Raw genomic sequence first — 25,865 nt, 5'->3', positions numbered from 1 at the left:
AGTGAATTATCATCAATATTATCCTGTTGATGTGGTAAATGGTCCTGGTACTCGTTGCACCCTGTTTGTTGCAGGGTGCATACACCAATGCCGCGGCTGTTATAACAAATCAACCTGGTCATTAACGTCCGGCAAGCTATTTACACAAGAATTGGAAGATCAGATCATTGCTGATCTCCAAGACAGTCGGATTAAACGACAAGGATTATCACTTTCAGGTGGCGATCCACTACACCCTCAAAATCTTTCTGCTATATTAAAATTGGTAAAACGCGTTAAAACGGAATGCCCTGAGAAAGATATTTGGGTTTGGACTGGCTACTTACTGGCTGACTTAACCCCAGAGCAGCAAGAAGTCGTTAACTTTATTAACGTACTGATTGATGGGAAGTTCGTACAAGAACTTTATGATCCCGCATTACTGTGGCGTGGTAGTAGTAATCAGGTGATCCATAAATTGAAGTAATACACATTGAATTAACTGGAGGATGTATGCCTTTAAGTGATAATAAATATGTAAGCTTTTCTGAAGATCATGAACTGAACTACCATTTAAAAAAATGGGGTAAAAAGCAGTCTAAAGCGAATCGAGAACAACTCGTGAAGCTAGGCACCGAATTGAAAAAGAAACTCGGTGCTAAACATCTCCAGCATACTGAAATAGATGCTGAGATAGAAAAAAATCTTTCATCATTTGAGTGATCCCTAAAAGCCCATTTATATAATGGGCTTTTTTCTTACCATTCTTACTTAATCACACCTGTTATCAAATACGAATCATTTTCAAAAAAGATGGTCAAAGTGATTAGTTTTGTTTTATTATTAACGCCCTTAACTATTCTTTTTATGATGATATTTGATATGAAATTAGCACTCTTCCCTTTATTTTCAATGATTTTACTTTCAGGTTGCAGTAGTACTTGGGAACCCAAAGGTGCATCAGATTACACATTACAAGAAGCAAAGCTAATTTGCGATCTCGATGCCAATACTCGTTACCCTATCCGCAAAGAAGTGCTACAACGTACTGTTTATCGTGATGTGCAAAAGACGTGTCGTAAAGATGATAAAGACCATTGTGGTGATAAAAAAACCTACACTGAACGCGTACCAATGACAGAAAGTTATGTTGAGGACATTAATCAAGAAGACAGAAGAACTTTCTATACTTCATGTATGTCTTTAAAAGGGTGGGAACAGAAAAATCATTATTTTTGGGAATAAAAGGAATTTGAGAAAAAATAACCAGCTTAATCACGCTGCCAATACAGCTTAGTCCCAAAACCTAACTGATTATTGACCATCTTAATTTCTTGTAATTGTAATTCCCATAAAGGCACATGGATGGCGGCTAATGCGACAGGAAAGCGTAAACAATAATGTTTTCTTGCGTTGATGTCGTCCTGACCTGCCAGTAAAGCAACAGAACCCGTGAATTGAATACCTTGTAGATCGGATACTGCAATTTCTTGCGTACTAATACTTCCTGCAACTAATAAATTTTCCTGCATCATTTGGGCATGACGCGTTTTCTTTTCAGAAAGAAAAACAAGCCTCATCTGGCTTTCATCGAACCAATAAAAACAATTTGCACACCAAACATCACCTAATGAACGAGTTGTACATAAGGTAAACACATGGTTGTTTCGGATGTATTGTTTAATTATTTTGATCGAGTCTAAAGAAGACATAATACACCTGTATAGATACAAAAAGAGACGCTGTTTAGCTGATAATTATATCATCAAAACGAGCGTCTTACCGCGTGTCTCTTATTACAGGTTATTTATCGAAAATAATTAAAATTAACGATAAATTTCAGCATTTACAGTGAGGTAATCGTCACCTGTTGCGCCAACAACTTTAAAACCTTTTGCACCTTCATCTTTTGCGATTTGGGCAATCTTAGTGGTTAAACCATCTAAAGTATCGCTACCTGTGATTGTGATATACTCACCATTAACAGAAGGGCTTTTTGATACGCTATCAGATGCGATTGAACCGAATGAAATAGCACTTAAAGCTAATGTTGCAGCGATTAATGTAGATTTTTTCATAATAAACTCCAATTAAATTCTAATTTTGTTAGGTATCGCGGAGTGTGTCTCTGTGATATGGATCATACTATGCGCTTTAATTTAACTTTAAAATTAGCAATAATTGCTGTTCATTTTCAAAAAAATTGAATGTTATTTTATAAATAACAAAGCTTTCTGTCACAAATATTTCACAACATATTGATATATCTAATAGATTTCATTTTGATAAAGCGATAAATTACTCAATTCAAAAATTGAGAAATATTATTTATCAAAAGAAAAAGTAGCACGAAAAGGAAAAAGTGATGGCTGATACAGTGTGGTCACTCTATATTGTCAGAAATCGTCTTGGCTATCTTTATACAGGGATAACGACAAACGTTGAGCGACGCTTTACTCAACACCAGAATGGAACCGGCGCTAAAGCACTGAAAGGAAAAGGACCTTTATTATTAGAGTTTCATTGCCAAATAGGCTCTCGGCAACGTGCTTCTCAACTTGAATACCAATTAAAACAATTGAAGAAAACGCAAAAAGAAAAGCTGATCAAAGACCAGCCTTCAGACATTGCGTTGTATTTAACACGATAGACAATCTGTTCGATTAAACCTCATCAAATAATGGCGAGAAATTCACTAAACCATGAATATTTTCAACATTACCATTATCGAGAGCATAGAACTGAAATGCCTCTTCGGTGTCAGGCCATTTGCAATGTAACCCTTGTGATTTTGCAGGAATAAAGCCTGACTTTTGATAGTACTCTGGCTCACCTAATACCACCACAGCGCCATAACCAAATTCATTTAGGCTATCTAATCCTTCATTAATCAGTTGGCGTCCAATACCTTGGCGCTGGAAATCAGGTGCAACAGCAAGAGGCGCAAGCCCTACCCATTGGCAATCGACACCATCAACATCAACTGGTGTAAAGCCAATGTAACCCATAACGTGGCCTTCATCATCGACTGCGACCATACCTAATGTCAGCAGTCCCTCTTCTCGTAAATGTCCCACTAAATCAGCTTCTGCACCTGTAGGAAACGCTTGACGTAAAAGGTTATCAATAGCTGGAATATCAACGGGAATTTCAACACGTATTAGCATGAAGTTGAGCTCAGTTCATGGCTGTGTAGAGTGTCTTCGGTTTCTTCTTGAAGCCCACTTTTTACAAACTCAGCCAGTTGTAATAAACCAAAACGCAACACAGATGGCATTGAGTCTAATTCAATTGCGTCCATCAGGTTCTTAACATATAACCCGAGTTCTGTATCACCCTCAATTTGTAGACGGCGTTGGAAAAATAAGGTGTCAGGATCTTCTTTGCGCGCAGCAATTAAAATAAGATCATTTGCATTTCCACTAAAGCTGACATCTTCTTTTTCTAAGCGACTGACCACTAATTTATCATCACAAACACTGATAAACCACTGTAAATGTAAGTCTCTTATCTCAACTTTTAGCCATTTATTTTCTAGAAAGTGTAAATCGCCTTCCGCTAACGATTCACGAAATTGCCAGCTTAAAAACTGTTCTAAAATATCGCGTTGCAGAGCAAATGGGGTAACTTGTAAAGGGTAACGTAAAAAACGAGGTCCCTCTTTAACCAAATGGGTACGAATTTTGTTAAACACGTTCGGACTCCTATAAATAAAATTACGGGCTATTGTGCCAGATATAGACAGATATTCTGCGATCCTATATCAATATTCGGTTAATCCGTTGCTCACATTTTGTGTTCTTTGATTTTACTTAAGCAAAAAACGAAGTTCTCTGCCCTAAATCAAAACCTTTTTTTATCCTGCTTATTACAATTCCTGATCATTCTTAATTTCTAAAGGGAAGTGAAGATGGAATTGCTGTGCCCAGCGGGTAATTTACCTGCCTTAAAAGCGGCCATAGATAATGGTGCGGATGCCGTTTATATCGGCTTAAAAGATGATACTAATGCAAGACATTTTGCTGGTTTAAATTTCACAGAAAAGAAGTTACAAGAAGCGGTTAATTATGTTCATCGCCACCAGCGAAAATTGCATATTGCAATAAACACCTTTGCTCACCCTGATGGATTTGAACGCTGGCAAAAAGCCGTTGATATGGCGGCATCTTTAGGGGCTGATGCTCTTATATTGGCGGATATCGCCATGTTAGAGTACGCTGCAGAGCGTTATCCTCATATTGAACGTCATGTTTCAGTACAAGCCTCAGCAACCAATACACAAGCTATTGAGTTTTATCAACGTAACTTCGATGTGGCTCGTATTGTTCTTCCTCGTGTTCTATCTATTCATCAAGTCAAACAATTAGCACAAACTAGCCCTGTACCTTTAGAAGTTTTTGCCTTTGGCAGTTTATGTATTATGGCTGAAGGTAGATGCTATCTCTCTTCTTATTTAACAGGTGAATCGCCAAATACGGTAGGTGCTTGCTCTCCTGCACGTTTTGTACGTTGGCAACAAACACCACAAGGGATGGAATCTCGCCTTAATGATGTCTTGATAGACCGCTATTCACCTGATGAAAATGCAGGCTACCCAACACTGTGTAAAGGTCGCTATTTTGTTGATGATCACTGTTATCACGCATTAGAAGAGCCGACGAGCCTCAATACTCTTTCACTCTTACCTGAATTAATGGCGATGAATATTGCGTCAGTTAAAATTGAAGGTCGTCAACGTAGCCCTGCCTATGTAACAGAAGTGGCGAGAGTTTGGCGTGCAGCCATTGATCAATGTAAGAAAGATCCTCAAGGTTTTAGTACTAATCCACGTTGGATGAACGCGCTAGGAAAGATTTCAGAAGGAACACAAACAACACTGGGTGCTTATCACCGTAAATGGCAATAATAAGGATACGAAAATGAAATATGCATTAGGATCTGTACTTTATTATTGGCAAAAAGAGACACTTGAAGCGTTCTACGAAAAAGCAAAACAATGCGACGCTGATATTATTTATTTAGGCGAAACAGTTTGCAGTAAACGCCGAGAAACCAAACCTCAAGATTGGATAAACCTCGCCAAAGAGGTCGCTAAAAGTGGCAAACAAGTGGTTCTTTCTACCTTAGCGTTATTACAAGCACCTTCTGAATTGAAAGAAATTGCTAAGCTGGTTGATAACGGTGAGTTTTTAGTTGAAGCACATGATTTTGGCGTGATTAATATGCTTTTCGAGCGCAATCTTCCTTTTGTTGCAGGCCACGGGCTTAACTGCTACAACGCTTATGCACTACGTTTGTTGCATAAACAAGGCATGATGCGTTGGTGTATGCCTGTTGAGCTTTCTCGCGAGTGGTTAAATAATCTTTTAAATCAATGTGAAAAATTAGGCATTCGCAATAAGTTTGAAGTTGAAGTATTGGCTTATGGGCATCTTCCTCTCGCTTATTCAGCACGTTGTTTTACTGCGCGTTCTGAAAATCGCTCTAAAGATGATTGTGAAACCTGTTGTCAAAAATACCCTCAAGGTCGTGAAGTATTATCACAAGAAAATCAGCAAGTATTTGTGCTTAATGGCATTCAAACACAAAGTGGTTATTGTTATAACTTGGGTAACGATCAAGCTTCAATGGCAGGTTTAGTGGATATTATTCGCCTTTCACCTGAATCTGACGCTATTTTTGATACCTTGCAACAATTTCGTCAAAATGAGCAAGGCCAACAACCTCTTACAACGATTCATCATCATGACTGTAATGGTTATTGGCGTAAGTTGGCAGGATTAGAATTGGTGGAGTAAAGATATATGATACACTTAAAAAAATGTTTATAGATAAATTAAATCATTATGGATGCGGTGTAAGCGGTATTATTCCTTAGAGTTACCACGGTCTTTCATTAATAGATATTTCAAAATGGGAACCAAGAAAATTATCAATGGAGTGTTGCCACCACATAGTGAATATTATTAGTAAAGATAAGATCTACAATATTGACTAGTCCTGATATAGGTTGACAACTTTTCAGGCATAAAACGCTCGATGTACTTCATCGGGCGTTTTATAGTTTAACGATAAGTGTGGCCGTTTTTCATTATAGAGTTGGATTGATTCTTCTACTAATTTTCTTGCTTGTTCCAGATTACTCGGTTTTATCAGTAGATACTCCATTTTTAATATTCCATTAATTCGTTCTGCTAAGGCATTTTGATAACAATCATACCCATCAGTCATAGAACATTGAATATTATGCTCTTTATGTATCTCCTGATATTCCGAAGAACAATACTGTATCCCTCGATCTGAATGATGGATTAACGAAGTTGTCGAAGTCCGTTTTTTTAACGCCTGAACCAACGATTTCTTCACTGAACTTGTTTTCATATTGTTATCTAAATGATATCCCACGATTTTTCGTGAATACGCATCCGTAATTAAACTTAAATAAGTATCACCTTCATGCGTCGATAAATAGGTAATATCTGCTACCCAAAGCTGTTCTGGTTGTGTGGGGATAAACCCTGACTTAATTAAATTTGGATGCCGATAAAAACGATGATGGCTTAAGGTTGTTCGATGATAAGCCCGTTTATTAGGCACCAGTAACTGATGTTCCTTCAATAAAGAAAATAGCCGATCACGACCAATAACCATCTGTTTTTGCTTTAAAATAAAATGTAATTTACGCCCACCCAGTCGAGGTTGTAAGACTCGTTCAGATTTAACAGCATCAATGATGGCCGAATCGGCTTTCTTTCGTTCCTCAGTTCTATCCAGTCTCTTGTAATAAGCCTGTCGGCTGATCTGCATAAAACGGCAAGCAATTGTTACGGTGAGGTTTTTAACCGTTTTTTCTTTAATAACTCGGCTTTGCGCTTTTTTGACAAACGAACTCCAAAGTCTCTATCCATGACTTTAACCACTGCTTCGAAGAAATCGGATTTAAGCCGAGCCTCTTCAAGTTCCTTTTCAAGGATCTTAATGCGTTGTTCCGGCGTTTGTTGTTCAGAAGATTGGGTCATAGCTGAACCTCTATAAAAAGTATCAGGGGTACCGTTTGACCAATCTAACCTACCATGCTTACGAAGCCAAACTAAAACAGTAGAGCATCCTTGTATACCATAGCGATCTTGGGCTTGTTTATAGGTTATTTCGCCTTTTTCAACTTGGTCAACAAGCTGTAATTTAAAAGCGAGAGAATAATCGCGTTGAGTTCGTTTAGTGATTGGTTTCATTACACTCTCCAATTTCAGATTGGAAAAGTGTCAACCTTATTCAGGACGGGTCATATTGATAAATAAAAAGCCCTTAAGGGCTCTTTATTTTGACTCTCCACGATGATGTAACCAATGCTTAAACTGATGCGTAATATGTCTTAACTCACCATTACGTAGCATACCCACCAGCACACCTAATACCGTATAAATCACGCCTAAAACGAGCATCATCACGATATCACCCAATATACTTTGGAATGACAGACCCATTTGGTTAATTCCCGCCATGGCGTTTACTGCCCATGTAGAAGGTAATGCGGATGAAATGGCAAAGACCCAGTCAGGCATTGCTTGTAGTGGCCAGATCGTGCCAGAAATATAGAATACCGGCGTTGTCACAAAGGCTAGTGTCAGATAAATCATCTCAACACTGCGTAAGCATTCTGTAATTAACTTACCTAACCCTAAGACCGCCAATAAGAATGGGAAAGTCAGCATCCAAATCTGGTAAAGCGGCGCTTCTTGGCGGTAACCCAATACCCACGGCCACAATGAAAAGAATACCGCAGATAAAAATAACCAAATCGGAATAAGTGCAGATAATGCCCCTAGATAAACCGCTAAAGGTGGCTTTCCTTTCGGGGTACTTCTCACCGCGATACTGACGCGGACACAAGCTATTAAAAGTGAGTGCTGTAATAGCATCACTAATAAGCCAGGGAAAATAATCGCAGCAAAACTTACCCCAGGGTTATACATCGCAATGGTTTCACCCTGAATAGGCTTTAATAGGATTTTTGATTGTTCAACACTAAAGCCTGCATTTCTCAAAATACGTCCATTGTAAGCATCTAATAACTGCTGATAAGCCAACATCAACTCTTGTTGAATTTGCCCGCTAGCCAGACGGTTTGTCGCATCACCAAATACAGGCACAGTAACATCTTTACCATTGAGGAGTTTTTTCTCAAAATCGGTTGGAACAATAATAATGGCAAATAACTCTCGCATAATCATATCGTGACGAGCTTCATCTAAATTATCGTAGTTCTTAATGCTTAATTTAGGTGTCGAGTTTAATGACCGAACAAGTGAATAACTTGCTGGGCTATGATCTTGATTAATCACTGCCACAGGAAGATCCCACAGTACAGGCTTGGCATAAACCAAACTCATAATGCATAGAGAAACAATAAGTAACATCCACATGGGTTTTTCTAACATACCCAATAGAACACGCTTAAAGGTTTGGAAATACATTTGCATCATGCAACACCTACCTGTAATTCCAATCGTTTAAAAATACGTTTACGAACTAAGAAGGCGATAGCAAAAGGATAAATCAGCAAAAGTGAACACACATATAAAATGCCTTGTAGTGATACTTCTCTTAAGAAAATATCAAACATCGCATTTAAGGCGTGCGTTAATGGCTCTAAATTAGAAATAATCCGCGCAGGTAAGATCATCGAAAGTTCAGGTACAGCCATGCCTGAAAATGCCAAGGCAATACTCACCAACATACCTATCATACTGTATGCCGTTATCGCACTATTGGTAAACGCAAAGAGCAGCAATCCCACACTTTGAGCCGCAATGATATAGAAGAACCCCACTAATACCATATATAGCGGATTACCGTTCACTTTCGCCCCCGAAAAATGCACTAATGCCGCTAATTCAACAATTAATAAGGTTAAGAAAAACAGTGTGTAAGGCGTAAGTTTTCCAATAAGTGCAAATGTGAAGGGCTTAATATTCAATAGCATATTACCGCGCGACAACGAATAAATCGTACAGGTCACGACAAATAGCTGGAGCATATGGATCGTAGCGGCAAATTGCTGATAATAAATATAGCTGCCACTGGCATTAAATAAACTGTCATAAGAGAGCGTCACTTTTGCCAAGGGAGGAACAGGTTTATTCATCTCTTGCGCTAACACAGTGCGATATTGCGCATTAAGCTCTGCAAGAAGCCCACTAAAATCCTGTATTGCATAACTCCCAGCAGCATAATACAACCCGTTGTAATACATCCGTGTGGTGGGTTGTTTTCCTGCTAATACCTTACTTTCAAAGTGTCGAGGAATGGTCAATATCGCATAATCTTTTGCGCTACCTAATCGCTCCATTGCAGTGCGTGGATTACCATCTAGCGTATTTAATTGCGCATGAGAGCCTGCATTTAGGTCTCTAATCAGGGTTCTTGATAATGGACTATTGTCATTATTGATCACGGAAACAGGCAAGTTCAGCAATGTGCCTTCAGAAAAGTTAGCACTAATTAACGTAAACAACATCAATGGAAACAGCCAGCTTAGCCAGTGAAAAACGGGGCTACGAACTGCCATATGAGTTTCTCGTGAAAATGCGCTACTAAAGCCACGCCAAGCTGCCTTTACTCTCATTATTCGCCCTTATTTATCCCAGCGCCATAATGCGCTCATACCAGGACGTAGCCCTTCAATTGGCGTAACAGGATACAGTCGGATTTCAAATGTTTTTAAATCGAAATCACCTGTTGCTCTTGTTGCTCTTTTTGTTGCGTAGTCGCCCATTGGGGCGATATAGCGAATTTCAGCTTCTACTTCTTTATTGCCTAATGCGGGAACCGTGATAGTAATGCGATCACCTTTACGAATATCCGCTAAGATATCTTCGCGGAGGTTATAAACAAAATAGGCATCAGGAATTCGGATCAGTGTAGCAAGTGGGCTATTCGCGTTAAAAAGCTCACCAATTTCCGCAGGAATAGGACCAACTTCACCATCAACCGGAGCTTTCACTTGTAAGTCATCTTGCTGAATTTTCAGCTCAATTAATTGTTGTTCTGCTTGTTGCACCGCTGCCGTATATTTGTGGCGTAATTCAATACGATCACCATTTTGGGCTTCATCAAGCTCAGCTTGAGCGGCTCTTACACGTTGTGAAGCAACATCACGGCTACGGCGTGCATTATCAAGTTCTGTCGCTGATACATAGCCTTTATTCGCCACAGCACTGATACGCTGATAATCTCTTGTTGAATTTGCAGCTTCCACTTTTGCTTGAGATAACACGGCTTCTAGGTTACGAATACTCTCTTCTCTTGTGCCATGCAATGACAAATCTAATTGAGCTTGTGCTTGTGCTTTAGCGGCTTCAAGTGCGGCGACTTGTGCGTTGAGTTCAGGGCTTTCTAATGTGATCATCAATTGCCCCGCTTTTACATCATCACCTCGCTCTATATAGCGCTCAATCACACGACCTTTGGCTTTAGAGGCGACAATCACTTCCGGTGCATCCACTTCGCCTTGCAGTAATAAATATTGATTATGCGCGCGGAAAAGTATGGCTAATGCAATTAGTATTAGCATTAATAAAATAAGATAGATGGCTCTTTTTTTCATATAACGATTAGACCTTAATAGTGAAGTAGAACACTCACTGACGGAGTTATATTACACAATAACTCAGAATTTCTTTAAGAATTTTGTGCGCCAGATCACTGACGCAAAGGAATATTTTCTTTGAAAGTGCGATTAAGTTATTCTTATATCAAACTTTATCGCCTCATTAATAGCCCTGTTTTATCTGGTATTTTTATATTTATCAGATAGAAAAGAGAACGGTACTCAATACTTATGTACGAATTTGATCTTATTTTGCTGTTATTACAGCAAATGTGCGTTTATTTAATCATTGCTTGGTTTTTAAGCAAAACACCTTTATTTACGCCACTTCTACAGGTCACGATAAAGCTTCCGCATAAGTTGATGTGCTACGTCATTTTCTCTATTTTCTGCATTATGGGCACCTATTTTGGGCTACATATTAATGATTCTATTGCCAATACGCGCGCCATTGGTTCGGTATTAGGCGGATTACTAGGCGGCCCTTATGTCGGCTTCCTTGTCGGTTTTACGGGAGGCTTACACCGTTATTCTCTGGGCGGTATGACCGCATTTAGCTGTATGGTGTCTACCATTGTCGAGGGATTAATTGGCGGATTAGTTCACCGTTATTACGTCAAACGCGGGCAAATGCACCGCATATTTAATCCATGGACCGCAGCAGCCGTGACTTTCTTTGCCGAAATAATACAGATGAGCATTATCTTATTATTAGCTCGCCCATTTAATGAAGCGCTTGCCTTAGTGAAAGATATTGCTGCCCCAATGATTGTCGCAAATACCGTTGGTGCTGCGATGTTTATTCGAATATTACAAGATAGACGGGCAATATTTGAAAAATATACCAGTGCATTTTCAGCTCAAGCATTAAAAATTGCCGTTTGCACCGAAGGTATTTTGCGTAAAGGGTTTAATCAAGATAATAGCACTCGAGTGGCAAAAGTCATTTATCAAGAACTAAGAGTCAGTGCCGTTGCGATTACAGATAGAGAAAAACTCCTCGCCTTTATTGGTATTGGCGCTGATCATCATTTACCGGGTACACCTATTTCATCAGAACAATCCAAGCAAGCCATCAATAATAATGAAGTTGTTTATGCAGATGGTAATGAAACACCTTACCGTTGCACGCTTTCACCCCATTGCAAACTTGGCTCAACCTTAGTTATTCCATTGAGAGGCGAAAATAACCAAGTCATTGGCACAATAAAACTTTATGAAGCTAAAAATCGCCTATTTAGTTCTATTAACCGAACCCTAGGTGAAGGGATTGCAAGTCTATTATCTGCACAAATTCTGGCTGGACAATATGAGCGAAATAAGCAATCTCTTTTAGAATCAGAGATTAAACTTCTCCATGCGCAAGTGAATCCCCACTTTCTTTTTAATGCATTAAATACACTACAAGCAGTTATTCGACGTGATAGCGAACAAGCAAAGCAATTAGTGCAATTTCTCTCTGCTTTCTTTCGTAAAAATTTAAAAAGGCCTGAAGCAGTTGTGACATTAAGTGATGAAATTGAACATGTGAATGCATATTTGCAAATCGAAAAAGCCCGTTTTCAGGAACGATTACAGATTGATATTCAAATTCCTGAAAGCCTAGCTAATGCCCGTTTGCCTGCTTTTTCGCTTCAACCAATGGTCGAAAATGCAATTAAACATGGAACGTCACAGTTATTAGATACAGGAAAGATTACAATTAGAGCACACCAAGAGCACCATTTAATTATTATTGAAATCTGTGATAATGCGGGGCTTTATCAACCCCAATGCCCTTCTCATGAATTAGGCTTAGGAATGAGGCTGGTGGATAAGCGATTAAAATTACGCTATGGCGAACTTTATGGTGTTTTAGTGGAATGCCAAGCTGATGAATATACAAAGGTGAAAATTTGCTTACCTCTAGAAAAAAGCATGGATAACGTTGCATAACAATGAATATATTAATCGTTGACGATGAGCCGTTGGCTCGTGAAAATTTACGTTGTTTACTTGAAGTCGAAAAGGATATTCATATTGTTGGTGAATGCAGTAATGCAATTGAAGCCATAGGAGAGATACACCGTAAAAAGCCCGATGTTGTCTTTCTTGATATTCAAATGCCGCGCATTACAGGGCTTGAAATGGTCACAATGCTTGATCCTGAACATCGCCCGTATATCGTCTTTTTAACCGCATTTGAAGAGTATGCGATCCAAGCCTTTGAAGAGCACGCCTTTGATTATCTACTCAAACCTTTAGAGCAAGAGCGCCTAACAAAAACATTAAACCGTTTACGCCAAGGTAATAAGCAGAATATTGATCTCTTAACTCCCCCTGAAGAACGTTTAAAATGTATACCTTGTACAGGTCATAGCCGTATTTGGTTAATGCCCATTGATGAAGCGGTATTTGCAACATCAAGGCTCAGTGGGGTTTATGTAACCAATAATCAAGGTCAAGAAGGCTTTACAGAATTAACACTACGCACATTAGAAACACGAACACAACTGGTCCGTTGTCATCGCCAATATTTAGTGAATATGGATTATGTTAATGAGATTGTTTTTGGCGATAATGGGCAAGCAGAATTGATATTACACAATAACAGCCAAATTCCTGTCAGCCGTCGATATTTAAAGCCATTAAAAGAAGCGATTGGCTTAAGCTAATTTATTATAAATTAAAATCTGCACGTAAATCTAAGCGATTTACTTGAATAAGCTTTCCTATTATTTATATTGACAGAAATGTGTCGTAATAAATTTTATATTACTAATCAAATGATAAAAAAAACCAGCCAACTTTCATTGACTGGTTTTATTTTTTTGTCATCAACCCAATTAAAAATTAAGTTAATTACCAATTCTTATTGGTTATGAGAGCTGCTACGGCGGCGTGGTGTACCTTCGTTGTTACGACTGCGGAAGTTACCGCGCTCGCCACCACGATCGTTGCTACGCTCACCACCACGGTCGTTATTACCACGACGTTGTGGTTGATCACCATTGTTAAAACGACGACCACCTTGTGGCTGACCATCACGACGGCTGTTATTACGACGCTCACGGAAAGGCTGAGATTGAGCATCACCCACTAATTGCATATTCAGTGGTTTGTTCATAATACGCGTACGTGTGAAATGGCTTAATAAATCTGTCGGCATACCTTTTGGTAATTCGATGGTTGAGTGAGAACCATACAGTTTGATATTACCAATGTAACGGCTGCTGATATCGCCTTCGTTAGCAATCGCACCAACGATATGACGCACTTCAACACCATCATCACGACCCACTTCGATACGGTATAAATCCATTTCGCCAGCATCACGACGTTCACGACGAGGAGAACGCTCGCGATCGTTATCACCGCGACGGCGATCATCACCACGACGATCGTCACGATCGTTAAATTCGCGACGAGGGCGACGAACTGGATCTGGTGGCAGGATAAGCGCACGCTCACCTTGAGCCATTTTCAGTAATACCGCAGCCAGTGTTTCCATATCCAGCGCTTCTTCACCTTGTGGAGCAAGTTTTGGTAACAGAGCGCGATATTGGTCAAGGTTGCTAGTTTCTAATTGTTGTGCGATTTGCTGTGCAAATTTTTCCTGACGACGTTGGCTGATAAGCTCTGCATTTGGCAGTTCTACTTCAGGAATAGTCATCTTCATTGTACGTTCGATATTGCGCAGTAAACGACGCTCACGGTTATCAACGAATAAAATTGCACGGCCAGCACGACCCGCACGACCAGTACGACCAATACGGTGAACATAAGATTCTGAATCCATTGGGATATCATAGTTCACAACAAGGCTGATACGGTCAACGTCAAGACCACGAGCAGCAACGTCAGTTGCAATTAAAATATCTAAACGACCATTTTTCAGACGCTCTAATGTTTGCTCACGCAGTGATTGGTTCATATCACCATTTAACGCTGCGCTGTTATAGCCGTTACGCTCTAAAGCTTCAGCAACTTCTAATGTTGCGTTTTTAGTACGAACGAAAATAATTGCCGCATCAAAATCTTCAGCTTCTAAGAAACGAATTAACGCTTCATTTTTACGTGCGCCGAATGTCATCCAATAGCTTTGGCTAATGTCTGGACGTGTCGTTACGCTACTTTGAATGCGCACTTCTTTAGGATCATTCATAAAGCGACGTGTAATACGACGAATTGCTTCTGGCATTGTTGCAGAGAACAGTGCAGTTTGGTGTTCTGCTGGGATCTTACTTAAAATGTTTTCAACATCTTCAATAAAGCCCATACGTAACATTTCATCAGCTTCATCTAATACTAAGCCCTTCAGTTTAGATAAATCTAATGTGCCACGGTTTAAATGGTCTAATAAACGACCTGGTGTACCCACAACAACTTGTGGACCTTGACGTAACGCGCGTAATTGCACGTCGTAACGCTGACCACCATACAGTGCAACAACATTTACTTTTGGTAAGTGTTTAGAAAAATCTTCAATTGCTTCAGCAACCTGAACCGCAAGTTCACGAGTAGGTGCTAAAACTAAAATTTGTGGTGCTTTTAATGATTCATCAAGATTGTGTAATAAAGGCAGGCTAAATGCGGCAGTTTTACCACTACCTGTCTGTGCCATACCTAAAACATCATTGCCGTTTAAAAGGAAAGGAATACATTGTTGCTGAATTGGAGAAGGCTTCTCGTAGCCTAAGTCATTCAGTGCAGTCAAAATAGGTGCTGATAAACCTAGATCAGCAAAAGTCATATCGGTTTCAGTAGTCATGTCACTGTGCCTCATTCATTATGGCAGCCAGTTGACATAACATACCGCATGGTTTGTCGGTCTTTATCATCTAAAATGTGAACTGGCTCAAATTATATTATTAAACGAACAAACAAGCCCTCATCCTATGTAGATGATGGCTTTCAAACTGATCAGAGAAATGTTCGTCAGCTATTGCTGGTCCGATTCCGCTAGGTCTTCTTGTTGGCCTAACAGTGCTAATTCCAACAATGCGTAGCGGTGCTCAACAAAGTTATGTGCGTTGTTGGCAACCGTCAGCTTGAATAACGCTTCTGCGCTATCCATGTCCCCCAGACTTAGGTAATACTTACCTAAATAGAAGTTAGTTTCACTAAGATGCTCAGCGAGCGAAGTGTTATCGGTTGAAGCCTCATTTAGTTTCAACATTAATGTTTTCTCATTAATATCGCCTAAATAAAACTCAACTATATTCCATCCCCATTGCCCCGTTTTATCCGCCTGCTGGTATCGCTGTTTTAGCTGTTGTTTAGCCAAATCAGTGTTTATCTCTTTTTCTACAAGATATAACCAAAGCGAACGAATGGGATCATTTGGATCGACCTGATAAAACGCCTGCAGATCATCCTGCGCCAATTTCAATCGGCCACCGTAGTACGAAGCGATACCACGATTAAAACGCGCATTATTGTAAGTTGGATCAAGCTCTAAAACAGAATCAAACGCTTCATAAGCAGCATCGTAATTCGCTGCCTGCGTAAAATAGATACCTAGAAAATTAAAAATTTCTAGCATATCTGGTCGTATTGATAGCGCCATTGAAAAATCATTGCGCGCTAAAGCTCGTAAACCGAGACTATCATACAGCACACCACGCTCATATAAAAGCTGTGCGTATTCATCTTCAGTTAATGAGCGGCTCGCTAAGATTTGTTCTATACGAGCCAATATCACTTCTTGTTGTAAAGAAGGCTGCAATGGTGTGGCAAAAATCGCATTCTGACGCCACTCTGGACTAGTGCTGCATCCGGAAATAAAGATGAAAACAGCAATAGAACAACTGCGCAGAAATGTTTTCATTTCTCACTCCCAAAGTCAGACCTTTCAACAAAAAGCGTTCCAGACGTCCTACTTGTCAATCATAATAAGTCTCTACCGATACTTATGTCTAGATATCGGTAGTAGAATATCATTAATTCGCAGAATCTTCAGAAGAAGTTTCTGTTGCTTCCTGCTGATTAGCTTGAGCTTCTTTCATGCTTAAGCGAATACGGCCTTGACGGTCAATTTCCAGTACTTTAACTGGAACTTCTTGACCCATTTCCAAGTAGTCACTCACTTTCTCAACGCGTTTGTCTGCGATTTGAGAAATATGAACCAGACCTTCTTTGCCGCCACCGATAGCAACGAATGCACCGAAATCTACAATACGAGTTACTTTACCGTTGTAGATACGACCCACTTCAACTTCAGCAGTAATTTCTTCGATACGAGCGATAGCTTGTTTTGCTTGATCGCCACTTGTTGCAGCAATCTTCACTGTACCATCATCTTCGATTTCGATAGTTGTGCCAGTTTCTTCCGTTAATGCACGGATAACAGAACCGCCTTTACCGATAACGTCTTTGATCTTGTCTGGATTAATTTTGATAGTGTGAATGCGCGGTGCGAATTCAGAAATATCAGCACGAGGCTGGCTAATTGCATCTTCCATTACGCCTAAAATGTGTAGACGTGCGCTTTTCGCTTGGTTTAATGCAACTTGCATGATTTCACGAGTGATACCTTCGATTTTGATATCCATCTGTAATGCGCTGACACCGTTACGGCTACCCGCAACTTTAAAGTCCATATCGCCTAAATGGTCTTCATCACCCAGAATATCGGAAAGAACAACAAAGTTGTCGCCTTCTTTTACTAGACCCATTGCAATACCTGCAACAGATTCTTTAATTGGTACACCTGCATCCATCAGTGCTAAAGAAGCACCACAAACAGATGCCATTGAAGATGAACCATTTGATTCAGTGATTTCAGAAACCACACGAACGGTATATGGGAATTCTTCAATTGTTGGCATTACTGCTAACACACCACGTTTTGCTAAACGGCCATGACCGATTTCGCGACGTTTTGGTGAACCCATCATGCCTGTTTCACCAACAGAGTATGGAGGGAAGTTATAGTGCAGTAAGAATGTATCAGTGTGCTCACCCATGATGTCATCAATAGTTTGAGCATCACGCGCAGTACCTAATGTTGCAGTTACCAGAGCCTGAGTTTCACCACGAGTAAACAGTGCTGAACCGTGAGTACGTGGTAATAAGCCAGTGCGAATGTCTAATGCACGTACCATGTCTTTTTCACGGCCATCAATACGTGGTTCGCCAGCTAATACGCGAGCACGAACGATGTTTTTCTCAAGACCAGAGAAGATTTCGCTGATTTCAGCTTCATCTAAAGTTTCATCTTCAGCTACTAACGTCGCAATAACTTCATCACGGATAGCTTCGATTTGTTCATAACGCTCTTGTTTCTCAGTGATACGGTAAGCATCCCCAATACGAGCTTGTGCTAATTGTGCAATACGGTCATGTAAAGTTTGGTTGATGGCTTCTGGCGCCCAATCCCATTTCTCTTTACCCACTTCTGCAACTAATGCATTGATGTTTTCGATCACAACTTGTTGTTGATCATGACCAAATACTACTGCACCTAACATTTCTTCTTCTGATAATAAATCAGCTTCTGATTCTACCATCAGTACCGCACCCGCAGTACCTGCAACCACTAAGTCTAATTTGCTAACTTTCAGCTCATCAACAGTTGGGTTTAGAACATATTGTCCATCGATAAAACCAACACGCGCACCACCGATAGGACCATTAAACGGAACACCTGACAGCGCTAATACCGCAGAAGCACCAATCATTGCAACGATATCTGGGTTAACTTGTGGGTTAACTGAAACAACGGTAGCAACGATTTGAATTTCGTTTAAGAAACCTTCTGGGAATAATGGGCGTAAAGGGCGGTCAATTAAACGTGCAATCAACGTTTCGCCTTCACCAGGACGACCTTCACGACGGAAGAAGCTACCAGGGATACGACCAGCAGCGTATGAACGCTCTTGGTAGTTAACAGTTAATGGGAAGAAATCTTGTCCAGCTTTAACTTTTTTCTTTGCAACAACGGTGACAAAAACAGCAGTGCCGTCCATGTCAACCATAACAGCGGCTGTTGCTTGACGAGCCATCATGCCTGTTTCTAACGAAACAGTATGTTGACCGTATTGAAATTTACGAACTGTAGGATTCAGCAAAATAATATCCTTTATCTTATTGTCGCCAGATGTTTAGCGACGATGAATGATCTTTTCTCCGCTACGTCCCCTCGCGACTAATGAAAATATTAACCATTTAATGATAAATACTTTCATTAGCCGCGCGAATTGTCGTAACTAGAGAGACTAAATAACAATCACCACATTAAAACATAACGACTAATATTAAAAATAGCACTTTTTAGTAGAAAAGGGGCCAACAGGCCCCTTTCCACTGAAACTCGCTTGATTAGCGACGCAGACCTAAACGTTCAATCAGTGCAGAGTAACGAGCAACATCTTTACGTTTCAGGTAGTCCAGCAGATTACGACGGCTGGAAACTTTACGCAGCAGACCACGACGGCTGTGGTGATCTTTTTTGTGCTCTGAAAAGTGACCTTGCAGGTGGTTGATTTCTGCAGTCAGCAGTGCAATCTGAACTTCGCTTGAGCCAGTATCGTTAGCATCACGACCAAATTCAGCAACGATTTGTGCTTTCGCTTCAGTACTTAGAGACATAATAAACTCCAAATTAAGTAAAATTTTCAGATAGCCAATCTCTAATTCAGCTATCCAACTCAGCCACCTAAACAGATAGCCGCATTATTCTACGCTTCAAACACTTTTAGCGCAAGATTGCTATTAAGTGTTATCTTGTGCGCTATAGTCTACAACCACTCTTTTCGGAGCAACGAGGCCATCTTTAATGATAGCAAGGCCAATGAATTTTTTTTCATCGCCTTCAGTTACTCTTACCCATTCGCCTTCATTAATGTCATGATTAACACGAACAGGCTGCCCCAGCTTGAGATAACCCGCAATAATCGTGGTCAAATTCACAACAGGAAAATGTGCAACAGCGGTATCCATAGGTAATAACAGTGCATCAAGTGCTAAGAAAGGATCTTCTTGAGCTGCTTGTGCATTATCTATCATCGCTCTTAATTGCTCTAATGTGACCATTCGCTCTTTAGGATAATCTGCGACTTCTAATCGACGTAAGAAAATAACGTGAGCACCACATTGTAATTTCTCACCAAGATCATCAATAATTGTTCGAATGTAAGTACCTTTAGAACAATGAATTTCTAGCTCTAGCTCATCACCTTCCCAGCGAATAAACTGAAGTTCATAAACCGTGATGGGTCTTGCTTCACGCTCAACCTCAATACCTTGTCGAGCGTATTCGTAAAGCGGTTTACCTTGATGTTTTAAAGCGGAGTACATTGAAGGGATTTGCAATGTTTCGCCGCGAAAACTCTCTAAGGCATCATCTAAAGCCTGCTGTGTAAATTGTACTGGGCGCTCTTGAATAACCTCACCATGTGCATCGGAGGTATCTGTTCGTTGCCCTAAACGTGCAATAACACGATAACGCTTATCAGAATCCAATAGAAACTGTGAAAATTTTGTTGCTTCACCTAAACAAATAGGGAGCATACCTGTTGCTAAAGGATCCAATGCCCCTGTATGTCCAGCCTTACTGGCATTAAACATACGGCGGACTTTTTGGAGTGCATCGTTAGAGGAAATATCTTGGGGTTTATCGAGTAGCAATACGCCGTTAATCTCACGCCCCTTACGACGACGCCCCATTATTTATCCTCTTTATGACGACGCTCTTCATCGCTTTTAACGACGTTAGAAACTAAGTTAGACATACGCATACCTTCAACTAATGAGTTGTCATAAGCAAATGTCAGTTCAGGCACAATACGTAAACGCATCGCTTTACCTAATAAAGAACGAATAAAACCAGCGGCTTCATTAAGTGCAGTTAAACCCTCTGCAACCATCTCTTCTTCGCTTTTTTCACCACCTGATAAGTTTAAAAAGGTGACAAATACTTTGGCATAAGCCAAATCACGAGAAATTTCAACGCCAGAAACCGTTGCCATTCCAATACGTGGATCTTTGACTTCACGTTGTAAAATGATGGCGATTTCTTTTTGCATTTCCTGAGAAACACGCTGACTACGGCTAAAATCTCTTGCCATTTTATCTCTCCCTGACAATAGGGTATCGCCCTGATTGTCATTGTTAATTCAAATCTAAAATCAATGATATCTAAAGAGTATACATGAAGTGATATTTAACAACCGCTTTCTCTGATTTCTTTCTTTAGAAATAAAATGTTTCTTTGGTGCTATTTTACCCTGTTATTTCACTTTCATAAATTACTGAAAGGCAATCTATTTCGGTTATGTTGAAAAATGGAGAGGAAATAAAAGGAGAATACAGCAAAGAAAGGAATAAGAAGGGAGCCCTTGAGCTCCCTTTTAAAACAAGACGGACTAAATTAATCAATAGAACGTTTGATTTCGATAACTTGGAAGACTTCAATCATGTCGCCAACACGAACATCGTTGTAGTTTTTCACACCGATACCACATTCCATGCCGTTACGTACTTCGTTGACGTCATCTTTAAAGCGACGCAGTGACTCCAGCTCGCCTTCATAGATAACCACGTTATCACGTAGAACACGAATTGGGTTATTACGTTTGATGTTACCTTCAACCACCATACAGCCCGCAATCGCGCCAAATTTAGGTGATTTAAACACATCACGGACTTCTGCAAGACCCATGATTTCTTGTTTATATTCAGGTGCCAACATACCGCTCATTGCCAGTTTGATTTCGTCAATCAGGCTATAGATAACGGAGTAGTAACGTAAATCAACGCTTTCTTGTTCAATGATACGGCGAGCAGATGCATCAGCACGAACGTTAAAGCCAAGAATGATTGCGTTAGAAGCCGCTGCTAATGTTGCGTCAGTTTCGGTGATACCACCTACGCCTGAACCGATGATTTTCAGTTTAACTTCATTAGTAGACAGTTTAACCAAGGCATCAGTAATCGCTTCACAAGTACCTTGAACGTCTGTTTTCAGAACGATGTTCAGTTCAGAAGTTTTACCTTCTTCCATGTTAGCGAACATGTTTTCCAGTTTAGATTTCTGCTGACGAGCCAGTTTAACATCGCGGAATTTACCTTGACGGTATAATGCAACTTCACGCGCTTTCTTCTCGTCACGAACAACCGTTGCTTCATCACCCGCAGAAGGAACGTTAGACAGACCTAAGATCTCAACTGGCATTGATGGACCAGCAGATTGAACGTCTTGACCTAATTCGTTACGCATCGCACGAATACGACCGTATTCGAAACCACACAGAACGATGTCACCCTTATTCAGTGTACCTTCACGGACAAGAATAGTTGCAACTGGGCCACGGCCTTTATCAAGGTAAGATTCGATAACAACCCCGCTTGCCATACCTTCTTTAACTGCTTTCAGTTCAAGAACTTCAGCTTGTAAAAGAATAGCATCCAGCAGTTCGTCAATACCTAAACCTTGTTTTGCAGATACGTGCATAAACTGAGTTTCGCCGCCCCACTCTTCTGGCAAGATGCCATATTGAGACAGTTCAGTTTTAACGCGATCTGGATCAGCTTCGTGTTTATCAATTTTGTTCACTGCAACAACAACGGGTACGTTTGCAGCTTTTGCGTGTTGGATTGCTTCGATAGTTTGTGGCATTACACCATCATCTGCCGCAACAACCAGAACAACGATATCCGTTACCTGAGCACCACGAGCACGCATTGAAGTAAACGCGGCGTGACCTGGAGTATCTAGGAAGGTGATTTCACCTTTGTCAGTCTTAACGTGGTAAGCACCGATATGCTGGGTGATACCACCCGCTTCGCCTGATGCTACTTTCGTTGAACGAATGTAGTCCAGTAATGATGTTTTACCGTGGTCAACGTGACCCATGATAGTTACAACTGGTGCACGAGATACTGCGCTTTCTTCGCCAGTATCACGATCGCTCATGACTTGTTCTTCTAACTCGTTTTCACGACGTAAGATAACTTTATGACCCATTTCTTCAGCAACAAGCTGTGCAGTTTCTTGGTCTAAAACCTGATTAATGGTCGCCATAGCACCCATTTTCATCATAGTTTTGATAACTTCAGATCCTTTTACTGCCATTTTGTTAGCAAGTTCGGCAACAGAAATAGTCTCACCGATGATAACATCACGGTTTACAACAGCAGCTGGCTTATTGAAGCCTTGCTGTAATGAGCTACCTTTACGTTTACCTTTCTTGTTAGTACGGCCAGCAGCACGTGCTTCTTCACGATCTGCTTTTTCAGAATGGCGGTTGTTTTTCTTAGGACGAGGAGCCTTAGCGTTGCGACCACGACCGCGGCCACCTTCAACCTCAGCATCACTTTCATCTTCTGCATCACGAGCATAACGTGATGTTGTTACATGATAGTCTGAGCCTTCAGTTTCTGGCGCTTTAGGTTCAGCAGTCCATTTTTCAGCATTTTCTTCAGCTAAACGACGTGCTTTTTCTGCTGCAACTCGTGCTTCTTCTTCCGCTTTACGGCGCTGTGTTTCTTCCGTTTTACGCTTCAGTTCAGCCTGTTCAGCATTGCGACGTGCTTTTTCCTGATCTGCTGCTTTATCAGCTTTTGGTTTATCGTTTTGTTTCACTTTATCTTTTTCCGCTGCTTCGCGCTTAGCTAATTCCGCTGCTTCACGTTTTGCTTCTTCAGCTTCACGTTTCGCTTTTTCTTCGGCGTCTTTCTTTGCCTTTTCAGCTTCACGTTTTGCTTTTTCTTCAGCTTCGCGCTGTGCTTTCTCTTGTGCTTCGCGCTGTGCTTTTTCTTCGGCTTCGCGATGCGCCTTTTCTTCCGCTTCACGCTGAGCTTGCTCATCCGCTTGCGCTTTTTCAATGGCGTCACGGTTCACATAAGTGCGTTTTTTGCGGACTTCGATGGCTACTGATTTACTTTTGCCACCTGTACCAGGAACACTTAACGTACTACGCACTTTGCGTTGTAACGTTAATTTTTCTGGTTGGTTGGTTGATACGTCTTTATCACGATTCAACCAAGCCAGTAAGGTTTCTTTCTCTTTTTGGGAGACAGAATCAGAGACGGTCTTCTTAATACCGGCATCAGCAAACTGCTGTACCAAACGTTCAACCGGTGTCTGAATCTCTTCTGCCAGTGATTTTACTGTTTCATCTGTCATTCTGTTCCTTCCTGCTCAGTTGTTACGCATCATTCCCAAACCAGCAGATATTACGTGCGGCCATAATGAGTTCGCCTGCGCGCTCACTATTTAAACCTTCAATATCAGTTAGGTCGTCGATACCCTGTTCGGCAAGATCTTCCAGTGTGCAGATACCACGGGCAGCTAGATCAAATGCTAAAGAGCGCTCCAATCCTTCGAGAGCTAATAAGTCCTCGGCTGGCTGGTTATCGCCTAGGCTTTCTTTTTGAGCCAACTCAATCGTTGTTAGTGCAGCTTTTGCTCTTTCACGTAGAGCTTCAACGGTATCTTCATCTAATCCGTCAATAGCCAGCAGTTCACTGATTGGCACATAAACTAACTCTTCAAGGGTAGAGAAACCTTCTTCAACTAAAACAGTTGCGAAGTCTTCATCAATGTCGAGATGCTTAGTAAATATTTCAATGGCTGCGTTTGCTTCTGCCTGATGTTTTGCATTCAGTTCATCAGCAGTCATGACGTTTAATTCCCACTTGTCATCACCACGATGTTTTTTCAGTAACTGTGCTGCCAGACGAACGTTTTGACCATTACGGCCGATTGCCTGTGCAAGGTTACTGCTTTCAACTGCAACATCCATTGTACATTTGTCTTCATCGACAACAATAGAAGCAACATCTGCCGGAGCCATTGCATTAATGACGAATTGTGCAGGATTATCATCCCACAGAACAATATCAATTCGCTCGCCGCCCAATTCGCTGGAAACGGCTTGTACACGCGCACCACGCATACCAACACAAGCACCCACAGGGTCAATACGCTTGTCGTTAGTTTTTACTGCGATTTTGGCACGAGAACCTGGATCACGCGCTGCAGCTTTAATTTCAATGATTTCTTCGCCAATTTCTGGTACTTCAATACGGAAAAGTTCAACCAGCATTTCAGGGCGAGAGCGTGTCACGAAAAGTTGTGCACCACGGGTTTCTGTACGTACGTCGTATAAAACACCACGTAAACGGTCACCTGGACGGAAGTTTTCACGCGGTAACATATCTTCACGTAAAATAACCGCTTCAGCGTTGTTGCCTAAGTCTAAAGTGATATTTTCACGGTTCACTTTCTTCACAACACCCGTGATAATTTCGCCGAGTTGTTCGCGGAATTGATCAACAACCATTGCTCTTTCAGCTTCACGTACTTTTTGTACGATAACTTGTTTAGCGGTTTGTGTTGTAATACGGTCGAAAGTGACAGATTCAATCTGATCTTCAATATAACCACCTAGTTCAATACTAGGATCTTCATATTGAGCAGCTTCAAGTGTAATTTCACGAGTAGGTTGAGTGACTTCATCAACGGCAACCCAACGACGGAATGTATCAAAGTCACCCGTTTTACGGTCGATACATACACGAACGTCAATTTCTTGCTCGTATTTTTTCTTAGTTGCTGTCGCTAGTGCGGTTTCCAGTGCTTCAAAAATCTTTTCACGAGGAAGAGATTTTTCGTTAGAGACCGCTTCCACAACAGCCAGAATCTCTTTGTTCATCCTAGTTGCCTCTTCAAAACTTAAAAGTGGGGTACCAGGTTAGCTTTCTGGATGTTGCTCAGTGCGAACACTTCGTCTTTACCATCCACAGTAACCGTGATCATTTCGCCAGCGACAGACTTAATAATGCCCTGCCATTTACGGCGGTTTTGCATTGCAATTCGTAATACGATAGCGGCTTCTTCGCCGATAAATTGCTCATAATGCGTTGCAGTGAATAAAGGTCGTTCTAAACCAGGAGAAGAAATCTCAAGGTTATAAACTGTTTGAATTGGATCTTCAACATCCAGCACAGCACTGACCTGGTGGCTAACATCAGCACAATCATCAACAGTGATACCGTCTTCACTATCAATATAGATGCGCAATGTTGATTCTCGGCCACGAATAAACTCAAGACCGACAAATTCAAAGCCTAATGCTTCTACTGGTGCTGAAACCATCGCTGTTAATTTTTGCTCTAATGTGGACAAACCCACCCCCAAGGCATAAAAAAAGGGCCTATAGCCCAGTATTCTATTCTCTGATAACAAAAAACCCCGAAATTCGGGGCTTTATGCAACTGGACCCTGTAACTTGCCATTCGAGAATAACCTCTTCTTACGGCACATTCCACTCAGGATCATAATCGGTTCAAC

General features: G+C 40.8%; 25 protein-coding genes. 8 read left to right on the top strand and 17 right to left on the bottom strand.

Annotation, left to right across the window (positions count from 1 at the left end):
• Nucleotide 1: 1 nt before the first annotated feature.
• The 3 genes from nrdG to F1325_RS01570 all read left to right on the top strand — a co-directional run bounded on the left by nrdG (nt 2) and on the right by F1325_RS01570 (nt 1,224).
• The gene (nrdG, locus tag F1325_RS01580) at nt 2-466 is read left to right on the top strand and encodes an anaerobic ribonucleoside-triphosphate reductase-activating protein (RefSeq protein ID WP_109372666.1); all 465 of its coding nucleotides are present in this window, start codon (nt 2-4) and stop codon (nt 464-466) included.
• 26 nt (nt 467-492) lie between these two features.
• Entirely contained in the window at nt 493-702 is a 210-nt protein-coding gene (locus F1325_RS01575; protein ID WP_023583554.1) for a hypothetical protein, read from the top strand.
• Between the two features lie 159 nt (nt 703-861).
• A complete protein-coding gene (locus F1325_RS01570; RefSeq protein WP_244185031.1) occupies nt 862-1,224 on the top strand; it encodes a hypothetical protein in 363 nt (120 codons plus the stop codon).
• A gap of 26 nt (nt 1,225-1,250) precedes the next feature.
• Here F1325_RS01570 and F1325_RS01565 read toward each other — a convergent pair whose 3' ends face one another.
• Together F1325_RS01565 and F1325_RS01560 are read right to left on the bottom strand one after the other, a co-directional pair.
• The gene (locus tag F1325_RS01565) at nt 1,251-1,691 is read right to left on the bottom strand and encodes a YhbP family protein (RefSeq protein ID WP_160229904.1); all 441 of its coding nucleotides are present in this window, start codon (nt 1,689-1,691) and stop codon (nt 1,251-1,253) included.
• 114 nt (nt 1,692-1,805) lie between these two features.
• Nucleotides 1,806-2,057, bottom strand: coding sequence for a YdgH/BhsA/McbA-like domain containing protein (locus F1325_RS01560; RefSeq protein WP_075673608.1), 252 nt, complete (start codon nt 2,055-2,057; stop codon nt 1,806-1,808).
• A 287-nt stretch (nt 2,058-2,344) separates the two neighbouring features.
• Here F1325_RS01560 and F1325_RS01555 point away from each other — a divergent pair, with 287 nt between their 5' ends.
• Nucleotides 2,345-2,629 carry a GIY-YIG nuclease family protein gene (locus tag F1325_RS01555; RefSeq protein ID WP_109372668.1) on the top strand — a complete coding sequence of 95 codons (285 nt, stop codon included), beginning with the start codon at nt 2,345-2,347 and terminating at the stop codon, nt 2,627-2,629.
• A 13-nt stretch (nt 2,630-2,642) separates the two neighbouring features.
• On the opposite strand, the gene F1325_RS01550 is transcribed toward F1325_RS01555, so the two are convergent.
• Nucleotides 2,643-3,146, bottom strand: coding sequence for a GNAT family N-acetyltransferase (locus tag F1325_RS01550; protein WP_109372669.1), 504 nt, complete (start codon nt 3,144-3,146; stop codon nt 2,643-2,645).
• On the bottom strand, nt 3,140-3,673 hold the full coding sequence (gene ubiT / locus F1325_RS01545; protein ID WP_109372670.1) for a ubiquinone anaerobic biosynthesis accessory factor UbiT: 534 nt from the start codon (nt 3,671-3,673) through the stop codon (nt 3,140-3,142). Before ubiT ends, F1325_RS01550 begins: the two co-directional genes overlap by 7 nt.
• 216 nt (nt 3,674-3,889) lie before the next feature.
• Between ubiT and ubiU the strand changes: the two genes are divergently transcribed.
• Entirely contained in the window at nt 3,890-4,885 is a 996-nt protein-coding gene (gene ubiU / locus F1325_RS01540; RefSeq protein ID WP_088493968.1) for a ubiquinone anaerobic biosynthesis protein UbiU, read from the top strand.
• A gap of 13 nt (nt 4,886-4,898) precedes the next feature.
• The gene (locus tag F1325_RS01535; protein ID WP_109372671.1) at nt 4,899-5,777 is read left to right on the top strand and encodes a U32 family peptidase; all 879 of its coding nucleotides are present in this window, start codon (nt 4,899-4,901) and stop codon (nt 5,775-5,777) included.
• Between the two features lie 223 nt (nt 5,778-6,000).
• Here F1325_RS01535 and F1325_RS01530 read toward each other — a convergent pair.
• From F1325_RS01530 to F1325_RS01515, 4 genes are all read right to left on the bottom strand, one after another.
• Nucleotides 6,001-7,211 (bottom strand): IS3 family transposase gene (locus F1325_RS01530; RefSeq protein ID WP_160229872.1). Its coding sequence is split into 2 segments (ribosomal slippage): nt 6,001-6,869 and nt 6,869-7,211, totalling 1,212 coding nucleotides; the frame shifts between segments, so codons are not numbered across the junction.
• An 84-nt stretch (nt 7,212-7,295) separates the two neighbouring features.
• Nucleotides 7,296-8,459: an ABC transporter permease gene (locus tag F1325_RS01525; RefSeq protein WP_160230851.1), complete on the bottom strand. Its 1,164-nt coding sequence runs from the start codon at nt 8,457-8,459 to the stop codon at nt 7,296-7,298.
• On the bottom strand, nt 8,459-9,604 hold the full coding sequence (locus tag F1325_RS01520; protein ID WP_151434034.1) for an ABC transporter permease: 1,146 nt from the start codon (nt 9,602-9,604) through the stop codon (nt 8,459-8,461). Before F1325_RS01520 ends, F1325_RS01525 begins: the two co-directional genes overlap by 1 nt.
• Nucleotides 9,605-9,613: 9 nt before the next feature.
• Entirely contained in the window at nt 9,614-10,585 is a 972-nt protein-coding gene (locus F1325_RS01515) for an HlyD family secretion protein (protein ID WP_109372674.1), read from the bottom strand.
• Nucleotides 10,586-10,819: 234 nt separating this feature from the next.
• Between F1325_RS01515 and F1325_RS01510 the strand changes: the two genes are divergently transcribed.
• Nucleotides 10,820-12,523, top strand: coding sequence for a sensor histidine kinase (locus tag F1325_RS01510; protein WP_109372675.1), 1,704 nt, complete (start codon nt 10,820-10,822; stop codon nt 12,521-12,523).
• A gap of 2 nt (nt 12,524-12,525) precedes the next feature.
• On the top strand, nt 12,526-13,242 hold the full coding sequence (gene btsR, locus F1325_RS01505) for a two-component system response regulator BtsR (protein WP_109372676.1): 717 nt from the start codon (nt 12,526-12,528) through the stop codon (nt 13,240-13,242).
• A 197-nt stretch (nt 13,243-13,439) separates the two neighbouring features.
• On the opposite strand, the gene F1325_RS01500 is transcribed toward btsR, so the two are convergent.
• From F1325_RS01500 to rimP, 9 genes are all read right to left on the bottom strand, one after another.
• Nucleotides 13,440-15,338, bottom strand: a complete 1,899-nt coding sequence (locus tag F1325_RS01500; protein ID WP_160229903.1) for a DEAD/DEAH family ATP-dependent RNA helicase — start codon at nt 15,336-15,338, stop codon at nt 13,440-13,442.
• Nucleotides 15,339-15,509: 171 nt separating this feature from the next.
• Nucleotides 15,510-16,397, bottom strand: a complete 888-nt coding sequence (gene nlpI / locus F1325_RS01495; protein ID WP_098941350.1) for a lipoprotein NlpI — start codon at nt 16,395-16,397, stop codon at nt 15,510-15,512.
• A 112-nt stretch (nt 16,398-16,509) separates the two neighbouring features.
• Nucleotides 16,510-18,639 carry a polyribonucleotide nucleotidyltransferase gene (gene pnp / locus F1325_RS01490; RefSeq protein ID WP_098941351.1) on the bottom strand — a complete coding sequence of 710 codons (2,130 nt, stop codon included), beginning with the start codon at nt 18,637-18,639 and terminating at the stop codon, nt 16,510-16,512.
• A gap of 250 nt (nt 18,640-18,889) precedes the next feature.
• Entirely contained in the window at nt 18,890-19,159 is a 270-nt protein-coding gene (rpsO, locus tag F1325_RS01485; protein ID WP_023583571.1) for a 30S ribosomal protein S15, read from the bottom strand.
• 123 nt (nt 19,160-19,282) lie between these two features.
• Entirely contained in the window at nt 19,283-20,236 is a 954-nt protein-coding gene (gene truB, locus F1325_RS01480) for a tRNA pseudouridine(55) synthase TruB (RefSeq protein WP_160229902.1), read from the bottom strand.
• Nucleotides 20,236-20,637: a 30S ribosome-binding factor RbfA gene (rbfA, locus tag F1325_RS01475; protein WP_006535687.1), complete on the bottom strand. Its 402-nt coding sequence runs from the start codon at nt 20,635-20,637 to the stop codon at nt 20,236-20,238. Before rbfA ends, truB begins: the two co-directional genes overlap by 1 nt.
• Before the next feature lie 302 nt (nt 20,638-20,939).
• Nucleotides 20,940-23,696 carry a translation initiation factor IF-2 gene (gene infB, locus F1325_RS01470; protein WP_109372679.1) on the bottom strand — a complete coding sequence of 919 codons (2,757 nt, stop codon included), beginning with the start codon at nt 23,694-23,696 and terminating at the stop codon, nt 20,940-20,942.
• 22 nt (nt 23,697-23,718) lie between these two features.
• Nucleotides 23,719-25,227 carry a transcription termination factor NusA gene (nusA, locus tag F1325_RS01465; RefSeq protein WP_006535691.1) on the bottom strand — a complete coding sequence of 503 codons (1,509 nt, stop codon included), beginning with the start codon at nt 25,225-25,227 and terminating at the stop codon, nt 23,719-23,721.
• 20 nt (nt 25,228-25,247) lie between these two features.
• Nucleotides 25,248-25,700, bottom strand: coding sequence for a ribosome maturation factor RimP (gene rimP, locus F1325_RS01460; RefSeq protein ID WP_036914691.1), 453 nt, complete (start codon nt 25,698-25,700; stop codon nt 25,248-25,250).
• Nucleotides 25,701-25,865 lie beyond the last annotated feature (165 nt).

This window comes from Proteus columbae (genome assembly GCF_009914335.1).
In the GTDB taxonomy this organism is placed as follows: Bacteria; Pseudomonadota; Gammaproteobacteria; order Enterobacterales; family Enterobacteriaceae; genus Proteus.
This window is presented reverse-complemented; position numbering and strand designations above follow the sequence as displayed.

Bases quoted from the DNA above. Each gene is read 5' to 3' on its own strand.
- F1325_RS01560 (WP_075673608.1), bottom strand. From the start codon at position 2,057: ATGAAAAAATCTACATTAATCGCTGCAACATTAGCTTTAAGTGCTATT.
- F1325_RS01570 (WP_244185031.1), top strand. From the start codon at position 862: ATGAAATTAGCACTCTTCCCTTTATTTTCAATGATTTTACTTTCAGGT.
- F1325_RS01520 (WP_151434034.1), bottom strand. From the start codon at position 9,604: ATGAGAGTAAAGGCAGCTTGGCGTGGCTTTAGTAGCGCATTTTCACGA.
- F1325_RS01525 (WP_160230851.1), bottom strand. From the start codon at position 8,459: ATGCAAATGTATTTCCAAACCTTTAAGCGTGTTCTATTGGGTATGTTA.
- F1325_RS01515 (WP_109372674.1), bottom strand. From the start codon at position 10,585: ATGAAAAAAAGAGCCATCTATCTTATTTTATTAATGCTAATACTAATT.
- ubiU (WP_088493968.1), top strand. From the start codon at position 3,890: ATGGAATTGCTGTGCCCAGCGGGTAATTTACCTGCCTTAAAAGCGGCC.
- infB (WP_109372679.1), bottom strand. From the start codon at position 23,696: ATGACAGATGAAACAGTAAAATCACTGGCAGAAGAGATTCAGACACCG.
- nusA (WP_006535691.1), bottom strand. From the start codon at position 25,227: ATGAACAAAGAGATTCTGGCTGTTGTGGAAGCGGTCTCTAACGAAAAA.
- truB (WP_160229902.1), bottom strand. From the start codon at position 20,236: ATGGGGCGTCGTCGTAAGGGGCGTGAGATTAACGGCGTATTGCTACTC.
- btsR (WP_109372676.1), top strand. From the start codon at position 12,526: ATGAATATATTAATCGTTGACGATGAGCCGTTGGCTCGTGAAAATTTA.
- F1325_RS01535 (WP_109372671.1), top strand. From the start codon at position 4,899: ATGAAATATGCATTAGGATCTGTACTTTATTATTGGCAAAAAGAGACA.
- F1325_RS01500 (WP_160229903.1), bottom strand. From the start codon at position 15,338: ATGACTACTGAAACCGATATGACTTTTGCTGATCTAGGTTTATCAGCA.
- F1325_RS01555 (WP_109372668.1), top strand. From the start codon at position 2,345: ATGGCTGATACAGTGTGGTCACTCTATATTGTCAGAAATCGTCTTGGC.
- F1325_RS01510 (WP_109372675.1), top strand. From the start codon at position 10,820: ATGTACGAATTTGATCTTATTTTGCTGTTATTACAGCAAATGTGCGTT.
- F1325_RS01565 (WP_160229904.1), bottom strand. From the start codon at position 1,691: ATGTCTTCTTTAGACTCGATCAAAATAATTAAACAATACATCCGAAAC.
- F1325_RS01550 (WP_109372669.1), bottom strand. From the start codon at position 3,146: ATGCTAATACGTGTTGAAATTCCCGTTGATATTCCAGCTATTGATAAC.
- rbfA (WP_006535687.1), bottom strand. From the start codon at position 20,637: ATGGCAAGAGATTTTAGCCGTAGTCAGCGTGTTTCTCAGGAAATGCAA.
- nlpI (WP_098941350.1), bottom strand. From the start codon at position 16,397: ATGAAAACATTTCTGCGCAGTTGTTCTATTGCTGTTTTCATCTTTATT.
- F1325_RS01575 (WP_023583554.1), top strand. From the start codon at position 493: ATGCCTTTAAGTGATAATAAATATGTAAGCTTTTCTGAAGATCATGAA.
- rpsO (WP_023583571.1), bottom strand. From the start codon at position 19,159: ATGTCTCTAAGTACTGAAGCGAAAGCACAAATCGTTGCTGAATTTGGT.